Source organism: Parasphingomonas halimpatiens (assembly GCF_036663795.1).
In the GTDB taxonomy this organism is placed as follows: domain Bacteria; phylum Pseudomonadota; class Alphaproteobacteria; order Sphingomonadales; family Sphingomonadaceae; genus Sphingomonas.
Map to the genome: position 1 here is coordinate 103,198 of NZ_JAXOJP010000003.1, position 13,483 is coordinate 116,680.

Below are 13,483 nucleotides of genomic sequence, written 5' to 3' on the forward strand. Positions count from 1 at the left end.
TTTCCTATTGACACTAGTGTCAGTAAACCTATCTTCATGGCCGTTGGCGGTAGTTGCCGTATCACCCCTCTGGAGGTTCTCGTGGCGAAAGCAGCGACGCCGGACGATCTGACCATCACCCCACGCGACCTTCGTTTCGGGCGCGGCGTGCCGATGCGGCGCTGGTGGCTCAATAACGATCCTTTCGCGACCGCCTTTTACAACGCGTTGTCGGTCACGTTCCCCAAGGGCGAGGGGTTCTTCATCGACAGTGTTCGCCAGTTTCGTGAGGGTACCTCGCCACGGCTGCGCGACGAGATCCAGGCGTTTATCAAGCAGGAAGTCGTCCACACGCGCGAGCATGTCGCGTTCAATCGCCATGTCACCGATCAGGGCTATGACGTTTCCCTGCTCGAACGGCATATCGACGAGGCGCTGGCGCTGACCAAGGGCAAGCCGCCGATCGGTAGCCTTGCCGCGACGATGGCGCTCGAGCATTTCACCGCGATGCTGGCGCATGAGTTGATCGCCAACCCGCGCCACCTTGCCGGCGGCGACCCCCAGGCCGTCGCACTGTGGCGCTGGCACGCCGCCGAGGAAATCGAGCACAAGGGTGTTGCCTATGACACCTGGCTGCACGCGACGCGCGACTGGACGCGGCGCAGGCGCTGGTCGGTCAAGGCGGTGGTGATGCTGGCGACGACGCAGAAGTTCTTCGCCGGGCGCTACAAGGGCATGCTCGAACTGCTGCGGCAGGACGGCATCACCGGCTGGCGCGCGCATCGCGGCATCCTGTGGTATACGCTCGGCCGCCCCGGCATGGCGCGCAAGATTCTCGGCGCTTGGCTCGCTTTTTTCCTGCCCGGCTTCCATCCGTGGAACCATGACGACCGCAAGCTGATCGCGCTGGCCGAGAGCGATTATGCGGCGGCAGTGCTGCCGCGCGAGGCGCTCGCCGCCTGAACCTGCGTTGCCGGTGACGATCGGCCGGGACCTATCCTCATAGGCCGAATTTGCGGGCCCGCCGGATCGGTCGGGCCATCTGTCGCTGTGCCCGCTTTTGCCCGCCATCAATCAATCGTTCCACAACGCGGTGAAGTCCGCGGTCGAAAACAATGGCTGGAATGACTTTCTGGTAATACTGTAAATATCCATATAAATATCACATATTCACAAAATAAATACCAGTTGAACTGCTTATCCGCGGCGTTGACGAACGCTTTTCACTGTTGGATTGATTGTCTTTTGTCATGGGCAGCAGGGGATAAGCGGCGTGTCATCGGATAATGAGGGGGATGCCCCAGGCAATGACGAGATATTTGTTACTTGCTGGGGGACGGAGAATTTTCACGACAAGCAGGTTTTGATCACCAGCTCTGTCAAGGATCTTGCGCAAACGCCTGTGACCGGATCGGGAAAAACCAACATCGACAATTGGATCCAGTCGCTCTCGACGGGTGCTGGCACCTGGGCGATCGGTTATTTCGACACCGCCTATGCGAAACCGGCCATCTATGTCGGGCCGAACAGCTGCATACCAAACACGCAAAAGCTCTACATCGGGAAGGGTGAAACGTGCGGGCGCGCGCTGTCGAGCATCGCGATTTCCGCCTCGCAACCCAAGGATTGGCCGGTCGATGGCGACACGCTGGCACGGCAGAACAATTATGTCGGTGGCGCGCCCAAACCCACGCCCGTGTTGACCGATCTCAAATGGGGCTCGACGAACCGAAAGGTCAAACGAGCCTGCAAGACGCTGGTCCGCGCCGTTCCTGTGGTGGGCAACGCCGTGTCGGCGGTCATTTCGATCTTCTGGCCGAATACAAGTCCGAGCAAGGATGAAGTTTGGTCTGCGATGCGCGTATGGACCGTGGACTTGCTCTACAACTTCGACCTTGCGTGGAAAGAGAGTGAAAGCAAAGAAATAATCGACGATACTTAAGATTATTTGCAAATTGCTTTAAAATCATACGCATTAAAATATGGGCTATTTCATTAAAAATTCGACAATGCCGTTAATTATGTATCGATAGAAACTATAAATAAGCTGAAGGACGTGCAGAAGCCGAACGCGGCGGCGCTTCTCGATACGGTAACATTGGTCGGCACCGTGGCGCTTGCATTGTTGAGAATGAGATTCATTTACTATCGTGAGATATATAAAAAGACAGGGGCGGAGGCTGACAGGGGCATTGCGAGCGCCATTGCCGATACGACGAATATGATCCGCACGCTGCGCGGCCTCGTCGATTCAGGCGTTGATCAAGCCGCGGCGCTGCGCGACCTGCAAATCAAGGTTGATGGCAGCTTTTCTGCCGCAAAGGCCATGGACGGTTATATGCGCTGGACCGGCTGCGCCTATGACAATTATGGCCGACCGCATGGCGGCGGTGTGCTGGCCTGGGCGCAGGCTGATGCGGCTTATTATCGAGAGCGTTTTGGCGATCCGACCTTCGCCGCGCTCAGCGAGCCTTACCGCGAAATCGCCGATCTGTGGACCTACTTCGATCAGCCGTTACCGATCGCCGCGCCAGGCGCTGCTGCCCGGACCGATCCGGTCGAGATGGCGATCAACAGCGAAACGCGCACCGCGATGATGGGGCCATGGGGTGGCAACGGTGCGCGGCTCGTCACGGGCGACCAGGGCGATTATACGCGTGACGAGGACGCGCAGGCCATCTTCTTCGATCATCCCGCACCGCCGGGCGAGCATGTGACTCATCTGACGATGTCAGGCACGTCGGGAATCACGCTGACATTTTCGAACGGTGACAAACGCGAGGCCGGACTGGTCGGCGCTACGCCGAAAGTCGAAATCGTGCTCGGTGCGGGGCAGGCGGTCGTCGGAATGTTCGGCGCGTGGGACAAGGCCTTCAAGAGCTTGCAATTTCGTACCAATTTCCCACTCGACGGCGCCTATGACCATGGCAACCATCTTGGCGGCGACGCCGGGGAGGGGGATTTCCCGTTCGCGACCAATGGTCCTGACGGCAGCGATGCGGTATTGAGCGGTGTCTTCGGCTTTCTGCTCGATCGCGACCCCGGCATTTCGGCACTGGGCTGTTACTGGACCTATTCGCGGGCATTGCCGCGTAACGGCTGGACCGACGTTCCTTCCGCCGTTGTGCCGACAACGGACCCCTGAACCGGCTGCGATGGTCCCGGCAGACCCGCCCGCAGGTGCGCGTGAAACGCCTCGATCAACGTCGTGCGCAGCCAGTGATGGCCAGGGTCGTCGGCATGGCGCGCCAGCCATGTCAGATAGAGATTCTGCTGCGGTATCGGAACGGGCAGCTTGTAGCTCGCCAGATCGAAATTACCGGCGATTTCGCGAATGAACCAGTCGGGCAGGATCGCGATGAGATCGCTGCGTTCGACGATCGCCGGCATCGACCAGACGCGATTGACGACGCATTGCATCTAGCGCGCAATGCCTTCGGAAAACAGATTCTGTTCGATCGCCAGACGGTCGCGCAATTCCGCTTCGAGCACGACATGTCCGAGTCTGGCGAAGGTTTCCGCATCGAGCGTTTCGCCAATCTCAGGGTGACCGCGGCGCGCCACGACGAGATGCTCGATCCTGCATAGTGGCTCGACATGCATGTCGGGCGCATCGATCGGGTAGAGGAACGCGGCGAGATCGGTACTGCCGCTGCGCAGCGCCTTGACGACGTCCAGGCGCAGGTGTGACGCCGACTCGACCGTGACATGCGGCGCCGCCGTGGCGATCTTGCGCAGCAGCGGCGGCAGCATGATCGGCTCGAACAGGTCGCCGATCATGATACGGAAATGCCGTCGATAGTGCTGGAGATCGAACGGCGCATCGGCGAGTTGCCGATCGATCGTGGCGAGTGCTTCGCGGATCGGACCGACCATCTGTGCGGCTTTGAGCGTCGGTGAAACGCCGTGCTGGGAGCGCGCGAACAACGGGTCACCGACCCGGTCGCGGAGCCGGCCGAGCGCATTGGATACCGCGCCCTGCGTCATGCCGAGCCGGTCCGCCGCCCGGCTGATGCTGCGTGCGGTGTAGACCGCGTCGAAGACGATGAGCAGGTTGAGATCGAGTGACTTCAGATTCGGTAGGTCACTCATACCCGGCCGATACCAACGCCGCGCGCCATCGCCAAGCTGGCAACGGCGATGAGATCGAGCGAGTTCGACAGCAAGGAGCGGGGCGCGGCGCTCCTGCTTCCGTACCATGTGTCGTGTCTGGCAACGCAGGTGGACGAAATATGACCGATGATGGAGCCGCAGCACGCATTGCCGCGCTCGGCTGGATGGCGCTGGGCGTACAGCTCGAGGAGCGTAGCGTTGCAATCGCGCCCGCTTTGCTCACCCCGGCTGAATGTCATGCCGTGCGGGAACTCTACCCGAAGGCCGACCTCTTTCGTTCGACCGTGACAATGGCGCGCCATGGTTTCGGGCGGGGTGAGTATCGCTATTTTGCCTACGACCTGCCGTTGCTGGTCGCGGAACTGCGTACGCCGCTCTATCCGCCGCTCGCGGCGATTGCGGCGGACTGGAGCAAGCGACTGGGTCTCGCAGTGACATGGCCCGCAACGCACGCCGCGTTGCTGGATCGCTGCCGAGCGGCGGGGCAGACGCGGCCGACTCCGTTGCTGCTGCGCTATGGCGCGGGTGATTTCAACTGCCTCCATCAGGATTTGTACGGCGAGATCCATTTTCCGCTCCAGGCCGCGATCCTGCTCGACGAACCGGGCGTCGACTTCCAGGGCGGCGCGTTCGTGCTCGTCGAAACGCGGCCGCGCCAGCAGTCGCGTTGTGAGGTCGCGGCACTGCGTCAAGGCGATCTTGTGATCTTCCCGGTGCGGGATCGGCCGCGTCAGGGCGCGAAGGGCGTTTATCGCACCCAGCTTCGCCACGGCGTTTCCACCATCACGCAGGGGCAGCGGCACACGCTCGGCATCATCTTTCACGACGCGCGGTAACACTATCACGGGCTGGCAAACGTTTGTTCCGGAGCGATTTTGTTGCGCTGCATCGCAGCATAAAAAAACGATAGCGTTCGCTACACATTGCCGATAGCCTCCCATTAGTTATCGCGTTCTTGGGGGGCAGATGATGACGATATGGGGCGGGACGAAGCTGTTGGCCGGGGTGGCGGCAATCTGGGCGGTGCCCGCGATGGGGCAGGTGGCGTCGCCGCCAACCGATCCGGCACGGCCCGATCCTCGCACAGCGGCACCACAGGCTGACGAGCGCGGGCAGGTCACCGATATCGTCGTCACGGCACAGCGGCGCGAACAGTCGCTGCAGAAGGTGCCGATCAGCATCACCACCTTCAACGCCGCGAACATCGCTGCGCTCAGTGCCGAGTCGATCGGCGATCTCGACAATTTTACGCCTGGCCTCTCGATCAACGATACCTCGGTGACGCAGCCGTCGTTCGCGATCCGCGGTGTGCAGACCGACGATTTCGGCATCGGTACCGAGCCGTCGGTCGGCATCTTCGTCGACGGCATCTATTCGGGCCGATCGGGATCGGCGCTGATCTTCTTCAACGACATTCAGCGCGTCGAGGTGCTCAAGGGACCGCAGGGCACGCTGTTCGGGCGCAACACCTCGGGCGGCGCGATCTCGATCATCACGGCAAAGCCCAGCAGCAAGCGCGAGGCGTTCGGCACGCTGCAGGTCGGCAATTACGGCAAGGTCCGCGCCGACGCGACGATCAACATTCCGCTCGGCGACACGCTGTCGCTGCGGCTCAACGGCGTCAGCAACTACCGCAACGGCTATCTCACCGACGCGCTGACCGGGCGCAAGCGCGAGGGTGAGAAGAGCAAGTCAGGTCGGGCAGCGTTGCGCTGGGCGCCGACCAGCGACACCGATTTCGTGCTTGCCTATGATCATGACGATACGCGCAAGGATGGTCCGTTCTCGATCGGCATCAGCAAGGCGGCGCTGAGCACCGACCCGGCTGGCCCGTATGCCAATGATGTTATCGGTGACAAGGAAACGCGCGTGCTCAACGCGGTGTCGTTCACCGCGACGCACCGCGCGGGGCCGATCACGCTGACCAGCATCAGCTCGTATCGGCAATTCGAGACGCACAATCGCGAGGACGAGGACGGCACCGCCGATCCGACGCGCTATTTCGACACCGAGAATATCGAGAAGAACAGCAGCCTCTACCAGGAATTGCGGCTCGGATTCGACAATGACCGGCTCAGCGCGATCGTCGGCGCGAGCTATTTCCACGAGCGCGGGCGGCAGACCAGCGCGGCGACCCTTCTCACCGACTCGCTCGATCGCCTGCTCGGCGGCGCACCGGGTGGTGCTCCGGTATTCAGCTTGCTGAACTTCTATGGCGGACTGCCGGTGTTCGGGCTGCAATATCGCGAGGACATGAACAACCGCGCGGCGAACGAAGCCTATGCCGCGTTCGGCGACGCGATCTACAAGGTCACCGACAAGCTGAGTCTGACCGCAGGCATCCGCTACACGCATGATCTCAAGAAATTCACCTGGACCAATGGCGGCTTCGTTGCGCCCGGGCTCGACGCGATCAAGGCACCGGGGTCGCTCTACAATGCGATCCTCGGCGCGCCGCTCTTCCCCGATGTGCCGATCAGCGTCACCGATTTCTACAACGCGATCATCGGCCCCAATGGCGTGATCTTCGATGTCGGCCCGCTGGAGGGCGTGCCGTTCACGCGCCGCGCCGCCTTCAACGACATCAGCCCGCGCTTCGTCGTGCAATATGACGCCAGCCCCGACGTCCACCTCTACGCCTCGGCGTCGCGCGGCTACAAGGCGGGCGGGTTCAACTCGACCGAGATCAACTCCTTCTTCCAGCCCGAAAAGGTGTGGAATTTCGAAGCCGGCATCAAGTCGTCGCTGTTCGACCGCCACGTGCGCTTCAACCTCTCGGGCTATTATTTCAAATACAAGAACCGCCAGTCGATCAGCCTCGAGGCGAACACCAACCCGGCCTGTCTCGTCTCGCCGATCCCGGCCGGCACGATCTGCCTGCCGCAATATGTCACGCGATCGGGCGATTCCGAGGCCTATGGTCTCGATCTCGACACCCAGTTCGTGCTGTCGCGCGACCTGCGCATCGGCGTGACGGCGGGCCTGATCAACTCAAAATGGGTAACGCGGATCGAGCAGGGCGTCGATATTTCGGGTCAGCCGACAGGCGAACCGACGTTCCGCGGCATTCTCAGCGCGCATTACGACCATGATACCGGCGGCGGATCGATCTTCGCCGATGCCAGCTACAGCTACACTTCGGCGTCGCGCGCCAACGACGCACAGCGCGCGATCGATGCCTCGATCGCACCGTTCGTCGACTGGTCGAAGCTCGGCGCGCTGCGCTCGGCGCGCAATATCGTCAACGCGAAGCTCGGCTGGCGCTTTGCGGGCGACCATGTCTCGATCGCGGTCTATGCCGAGAACCTGCTCGACAAGCGCTATTACCGCACGCTCAACACCATTTCGGCCGACATCTTCAACACCCCCTATGTCCGCGCCGACCGGCCCGGCTTCTACGGCGTCGAACTGGGCCTGAAATTCTAGCATCACGAAGGGAAAGAGGATGAACGCGAACAGAATCGCACTGCTCGGCTGCGTCGCCGTGCTGGCGCTGGCGCTGGCCGGCGGGTGCAGCAACAAACCGAAGACCGACGCGCAAGGCTTCGTGATCGACCCCGATTTCGAGAAGAACCTGCAGGCCAAGCTGCTCGACGCCAAGCCGGGCGACGTGATCGACATCCCGGCCGGCAAATATGCGCTGAGCCGCAGCCTGAGCCTGACCGGCAATGGCGTCACGATCCGCGGTGCGGGTATGGACAAGACGATCCTGTCCTTCGCGCGCCAGACCTCGGGCGCCGAAGGCATGCTCGTCACCGGCGACGATTTCACCCTGCAGGATCTGGCGTTCGAGGACAGCAAGGGCGATGCGCTCAAGGTCAATGGCGTCAAGAACGTGGTCATCCGCCGCGTCCGCGCCGAATGGACCGGCGGCGGCAAGACCTCCAACGGGGCTTACGGCCTGTACCCCGTGCAGGTCACCAACGTGCTGATCGAAGGATCGGTGGTGAAGGGCGCCTCGGATGCCGGCATCTATGTCGGCCAGTCGAACAACATCATCGTCCGCGACAACCGCGCCGAGGGCAATGTCGCCGGCATCGAGATCGAGAATTCGAGCCATGCCGACGTCTATGGCAACACCGCGACGGGCAATACCGGCGGCATCCTGGTGTTCAACATGCCCAATTTGCCGGTGCCGGGCAGCAAGACCCGCGTTTACCGCAACAATGTCTTCGCCAACAACCACGCCAATTTCGGTGCCAAGGGCAGCGCGGTCAGTTCGGTGCCGCCGGGCTCGGGCGTGATCGTCAATTCCAACGACGAGGTCGAGATTTTCGACAACGACGTGAAGGACAACAAGACCGCCAACGTCATCATCTCGAGCTATTATTCGACCGGCTTCGACACAAAGAACGGGATCGCCGCGGCTTATGATCCCTTCCCCGAGAATATCTACGTCACCGGAAACCGCTTTTCGGGTGGCGGCGACGATCCCGGCGGTCGCTTCGTACCGCTCAAGGCGCTGGGCGGTGGCCGGTTGCCCGACGTGATGTGGGACGGCTTCACCAATCCTAAACTCAAGACGCCGGGGATCTGCGTCCAGAACGGCGCCGCGAAGCTGCTCAACGTCGACGGCCCCGGCAAGTTCGCGCATCCCCGGATCGAGACCGGCATGAACTGCGCGCCCGCCACCCGTCTGCCGGAAATTTCGCTACCCGCCGCCATGACGAAGGACAGCAGCAAGCCATCGTGATCGGTTGCCCATGAACCTGCGTATCCTGGTCGCGCTCGGCGCGGCGATTCTGTTGGTCGCCTGTGGCGCAAAGCCCCAGGCGGTCGCCTTCCACGCCGAGGGCAACCCGGAAAAACTCTCCGACTGGGGATTGTTCGGCGTGGCCGACGGGCGGATCACCGCGCGACCCGGCATGGTGACCTATGAGCTGCAGACGCCGCTGTTCAGCGACTATGCGCAGAAATGGCGTACGATCTGGATGCCCAAGGGCACCCATGCGAGCTACAATGCCGATCGCTGGTTCGATTTTCCGGTCGGCACGATCGTCACCAAGACCTTTTACTACACCACGCCCGCTGCGGCCGCGCAGCCGCAGACCAGCAGCGAGGTGGTGAAGATGACCCCCGCCACCTATCAATCGGGCGTCGCGGGCATAGATCTGCGCCACGTCCGGCTGATCGAGACACGGCTACTGGTGCGGCGCGCGAACGGCTGGGTGGCGCTGCCCTATGTGTGGGACGCCGACGGCAAGGACGCCACGCTCGCTCGTACCGGTGCCGACGTGCCGCTGACGCTGATCGACGGGACAAGCCGCACGGCGTTCGACTATAGCGTCCCCAACCAGAACCAGTGCGGCGGGTGCCACGCGCAGGATTTCACCACACGCGCGATCAACCCGATCGGGCTCAAGGCGCGTCACCTCAACCGCGATTTCCCGGGCGAGGGCGGCACGATCAACCAGCTCCGGCGGCTCGAGGCAGTCGGCTTTTTGTCAGGGGTCCCGGCCAGCGGCGCACCGCAGAACGCCAACTGGCAGGATGCGTCTGCAACCCTTGAGGCGCGCTCTCACAGTTACCTCGATATCAATTGCAGCCATTGCCATAATCGCGTCGGCGCTGCGCGCACATCGGGGCTGTGGCTCGATGCGGCGACAATCGACCCGCGCCTCCGCGGCCTGTGCAAGCCGCCGGTCGCGGCCGGCCGCGGAACGGGCGATCGTCCGTTCGATGTCGTGCCGGGCCATCCCGAGCGCTCGATCCTGCCTTATCGGCTTGCCAGCATCGACCCCGGCGTGATGATGCCCGAGCTTGGCCGCGATCTGGCACACAAGGAAGGAACCGCCCTGATCACCGACTATATCCTGTCGCTCAAGGGCGCCTGCACGATCGATAACGGACCGATCGAGGCAACCGTCCGATGAGCTGGTCGAACTGGTCCGGCAGCGTCGCGTCGACGGCCGTGGTCGTTCGTCCGAAGGACGAGGCCGAACTCGCCGCGCTTGTCCGGGACGCGACGACGGTGCGCGCGGTCGGCGCAGGGCATTCGTTCATGCCGCTTTGCGCATCCGAGGGGCAGATCGTCAGCCTAGAAGACATGGCGGGTACCATGGTCGTCGCCTCCGACCGCAAGACCGCGCGCATCCCGGCAGGGTGGAGCATCAAGCGGCTGACCGCAGCTCTGTGGGCCGAGGGGCTGGCGCTGGCCAACCAGGGCGACGTCAACCCGCAGAGCCTGGCCGGCGCGATGGCGACCGGCACGCACGGCACCGGGCGCGACCTCGGCAATCTCGCCACCTTCGCGCGCGGATTTCGCCTGGTCGGTGCGGACGGCGAGCCGCGCTGGTGCGACGCGACGACCGAGCCCGACCTGTTTCAGGCGCAACGCCTGTCGCTCGGCCTGTTCGGCATCGCGACCGAGATCGACTGCGCCGTGGTTCCCGCCTACCATTTGGCTGAGCGGATCGAAAAACGACCATGGGGCGAAGTGCGCGAACGCTTCGACGAACTCGTCGAGCAGCAACGCCATGTCGAATTCTGGCTTTTTCCGCACGCCGACTTCGCGATCCTCAAGACGCTTGAGCCATGCGCGCCATGCGAGCCGCCAGCATCGACCAGCGACATCGAGGAAACGACCTTTCGCCGCCTGCTCGATGTCGGCGCCTTCGTCCCGGCGCTGATCCCGACATTGCAGCGGATCATGATGAAGACCAACATGAATGGCGGCCGTCAGGGCCCGGCGCATGCCATCTACCCCTCGGATCGCACGATCCGCTTCGAGGAGATGGAATATGAGCTGCCGCGCGCCAACGGGCTCACCGCGCTCGACGAGGTGGTCGGCTGGATCCGCCGCAAGCGGCTCCCCGTCGCCTTTCCCTTCGAATTTCGCGTCGTTGCCGGCGACGACATCTGGCTGAGCCCGATGAACGCCGGGCCGGTCGCGGCGATCTCGATGCACCAATATGCCCGGATGCCGTGGCAGGGGCTGTTCGCCGAGGCCGATGCGATCTTCCGCGCGCATGGCGGCCGGCCACACTGGGCCAAACGCCACACGCTCTCGCGTGACGATGTCGATCTGCTTTATCCAATGGCGGAGCGTTATCGTGCGGTACGGCGCACGGTCGACCCGACCGGCAAGTTTCTCAACCAGCATATGCGGGAGTTGTTTTCCTGATGGACGATCTGTCGTTGCACGCCCATCTGATCGGACAACAGGGTTCGCGCAGCGCGCTCAATACCCCGGTGCTGGTACTCGATATCGACAAGCTCGATCGCAACATCGCGACGATGCAGGCGCTCGCCACCGCGCGCGGCGTCGGCCTTCGCCCGCACGCCAAGACCCACAAGAGCGTCGATATCGCCAAGCGCCAGATCGCTGCCGGCGCGGTCGGCCTGTGTTGCGCCAAGATCGGCGAGGCCGAGGCGCTGGCCGATGGCGGGATCACCGGCCTGCTCATCACCTCGCCGGTCAGCGCACCGGCGGCGATCGATCGGCTGGCGGCGCTGGCGAAACGCGGTATCGGGTTGATGGCCGCGATCGACAACCCCGACATGGTCGCGCGCTGGCAGGACGCGCTGGCGTCCGCAGGTGCGATGCTCGACGTGGTGATCGATATCGATCCGGGTATCCGCCGCACCGGCGTCGCCTCGCCCGAGGCCGCGGTTGCCGTCGCCGAGGCGATAGCGCGGTCGTCGAGCCTGACCTATCGCGGCGTGCAATATTATTGCGGCAGCCAGCAGCATATCGAGGATTATGCCGCGCGACACGGCGCGATCGTCGAGCGCACCGACTATCTGCGCACCGTGATCGCCGCACTGGCCGAGGCTGGCTACCCGCCCGAGATCGTCACCGGTTCGGGCACCGGCACGCACCATATCGATCTCGAACTCGGCGTGTTCACCGAACTCCAGGCCGGCTCCTATGTCTTCATGGACAAGCAATATCTCGACTGCGACCTCGCCGGCGGCGCCGTGCCGCCGTTCGAGACCTCGCTGTCGGTCGATGCCCGTGTGGTCAGCGCCAACCATGCGGCGCTGGTTACGATCGACGCCGGCTACAAGTCGCTGTCGACCGATGGCGGCGCGGCGCAGGTGCAACGCGGCGCGCCCACCGACAGCATGTTCGCCTTCATGGGCGACGAACATGCCGCGCTCGTGTCGCCGGACATCGGCGTCCGACTGCGACCCGGCGACGCGGTGAGCCTGACCGTCCCGCACTGCGACCCGACGGTGAACCTGTACGATTATTACCATGTCGTCCGTGACGATACCCTGACGACGATCTGGCCGGTCAGCGCGCGCGGCCGGGCACGGTGAACCTCTCCGCCGATCGTGCGCTGGCGGTACTGGTCGTCGGCGTGATCGGCGTGATGATCCCCGGCCTGCAACCGCAACTGCTCGGCGCGCTGGTCGTGGAAGGGCGCTTGTCGGTCGGCGCACTCGGTATCGTTGCCACGCTTGAGCTGCTGGTGATGGGCGTTGCCGCAGGAGCCGCCGGCGTCTTCCTGACGATAAGCCGACTGCGCATGATCGCGGGCGGCGCATTGCTCCTCACCGCCGCCGCCGATTTGCTGACGCCGTGGCTCGACGACGGCGCGTTGTTCGCCGCACGGGTGGCTGCCGGGCTGGGGGAGGGGGTGCTGATCTGGATCGCGATCGGCTTCATCATCCGCACCAGCCGGCCCGAGCGCTGGTCGGGGATCTATCTGGCAGTCCAGACGCTGTCGCAGCTCTTCCTTGCCAGCGCGATCGGTTACTTCGCTGCCGGCAGTGCGGTCGGTTTCACGTCGCTCGGCGCCCTGACACTGGCCGGTCTGCTCGCTCTCCCCTGGCTGCCGCGCGCCTATGACCCGCTGGCGGACGACAATGCCGGCCATGGCGCCCTGCCACATGGCGCGGGGCTGATCGCGCTGGCAGGCGTGGCGCTCTATCTGGCCTATGTCGTCGCGGTCTGGGTCTATATCGAGCCGCTCGCGCTCGCCCACGGCATTGCCGCCGCGACGATCCGCTTCGTCGCACCGCTCTCGCTTGCCATGCAGGTGGTCGGGGCGGGAACGGCCGCCATTCTTGCCGGGCGGATGAATGCACGCGTGACGATTGTCGTGGTCGGTTTCATCAATCTCGGCCTGTTGGCGGTTCTCGCCGCGCCGCCCGATGCGACCGCCTTCGTCGTGGCGGCGGCGCTGTTCGGCTTCCTGTGGCTGTTCGCTCTGCCATTCCAGATCCCGCTCGTCATCGCCGCCGATCCGAGCCGGCGCGCGGCGGTGTTGATCGGCAGCGCGCAGCTCACCGGCTCGAGCCTCGGTCCGTTCGTGGCGAGTATCCTGATCGGCGATAAAGCGGTTGCGCGCGTGCTGGGGTTCGGGGCATTTTGCGCGATCGTCGGCATTGTCGCGCTGATCGGCGCTGCCACGCTGCCGAGACGATCTGGAAAGGTGTAACA

At 63.6% G+C, this 13,483-nt stretch carries 12 protein-coding genes; 10 read left to right on the forward strand and 2 right to left on the reverse strand.

The annotated features are described in order from the left end of the window. The first annotated feature begins 36 nt into the window (after positions 1-36). The 3 genes from U1839_RS04400 (at position 37) to U1839_RS04410 (ending at position 3,124) form a co-directional block, all read left to right on the forward strand. Positions 37-942, forward strand: a complete 906-nt coding sequence (locus U1839_RS04400; RefSeq protein WP_332802454.1) for a metal-dependent hydrolase — start codon at positions 37-39, stop codon at positions 940-942. A gap of 310 nt (positions 943-1,252) precedes the next feature. After that, positions 1,253-1,921, forward strand: coding sequence for a hypothetical protein (locus U1839_RS04405; protein WP_332802455.1), 669 nt, complete (start codon positions 1,253-1,255; stop codon positions 1,919-1,921). A gap of 279 nt (positions 1,922-2,200) precedes the next feature. Continuing rightward, entirely contained in the window at positions 2,201-3,124 is a 924-nt protein-coding gene (locus tag U1839_RS04410; RefSeq protein WP_332802456.1) for a hypothetical protein, read from the forward strand. Here U1839_RS04410 and U1839_RS04415 read toward each other — a convergent pair. After that, positions 3,052-3,399 (reverse strand): type 2 periplasmic-binding domain-containing protein, encoded by a 348-nt coding sequence (locus U1839_RS04415; RefSeq protein WP_332802457.1) that lies wholly within the window; start codon positions 3,397-3,399, stop codon positions 3,052-3,054. The genes U1839_RS04410 and U1839_RS04415 overlap by 73 nt on opposite strands. Continuing rightward, entirely contained in the window at positions 3,400-4,071 is a 672-nt protein-coding gene (locus tag U1839_RS04420; protein WP_332802458.1) for a LysR family transcriptional regulator, read from the reverse strand. A gap of 140 nt (positions 4,072-4,211) precedes the next feature. Between U1839_RS04420 and U1839_RS04425 the strand changes: the two genes are divergently transcribed. The 7 genes from U1839_RS04425 to U1839_RS04455 all read left to right on the forward strand — a co-directional run bounded on the left by U1839_RS04425 (position 4,212) and on the right by U1839_RS04455 (position 13,481). Continuing rightward, a complete protein-coding gene (locus U1839_RS04425) occupies positions 4,212-4,928 on the forward strand; it encodes a 2OG-Fe(II) oxygenase (RefSeq protein ID WP_332802459.1) in 717 nt (238 codons plus the stop codon). Between the two features lie 130 nt (positions 4,929-5,058). Continuing rightward, positions 5,059-7,518 (forward strand): TonB-dependent receptor, encoded by a 2,460-nt coding sequence (locus tag U1839_RS04430; protein ID WP_332802460.1) that lies wholly within the window; start codon positions 5,059-5,061, stop codon positions 7,516-7,518. A gap of 19 nt (positions 7,519-7,537) precedes the next feature. Then, a complete protein-coding gene (locus U1839_RS04435) occupies positions 7,538-8,785 on the forward strand; it encodes a parallel beta-helix domain-containing protein (protein ID WP_332802461.1) in 1,248 nt (415 codons plus the stop codon). 10 nt (positions 8,786-8,795) lie between these two features. Continuing rightward, the gene (locus U1839_RS04440) at positions 8,796-9,965 is read left to right on the forward strand and encodes an SO2930 family diheme c-type cytochrome (RefSeq protein WP_332802462.1); all 1,170 of its coding nucleotides are present in this window, start codon (positions 8,796-8,798) and stop codon (positions 9,963-9,965) included. Then, on the forward strand, positions 9,962-11,215 hold the full coding sequence (locus U1839_RS04445) for a D-arabinono-1,4-lactone oxidase (protein WP_332802463.1): 1,254 nt from the start codon (positions 9,962-9,964) through the stop codon (positions 11,213-11,215). The genes U1839_RS04440 and U1839_RS04445 overlap by 4 nt, the downstream gene beginning before the upstream one ends. Further along, on the forward strand, positions 11,215-12,357 hold the full coding sequence (locus tag U1839_RS04450; RefSeq protein WP_332802464.1) for a DSD1 family PLP-dependent enzyme: 1,143 nt from the start codon (positions 11,215-11,217) through the stop codon (positions 12,355-12,357). Before U1839_RS04445 ends, U1839_RS04450 begins: the two co-directional genes overlap by 1 nt. Then, a complete protein-coding gene (locus U1839_RS04455) occupies positions 12,354-13,481 on the forward strand; it encodes an MFS transporter (protein ID WP_332802465.1) in 1,128 nt (375 codons plus the stop codon). Before U1839_RS04450 ends, U1839_RS04455 begins: the two co-directional genes overlap by 4 nt. Positions 13,482-13,483: the final 2 nt, after the last annotated feature.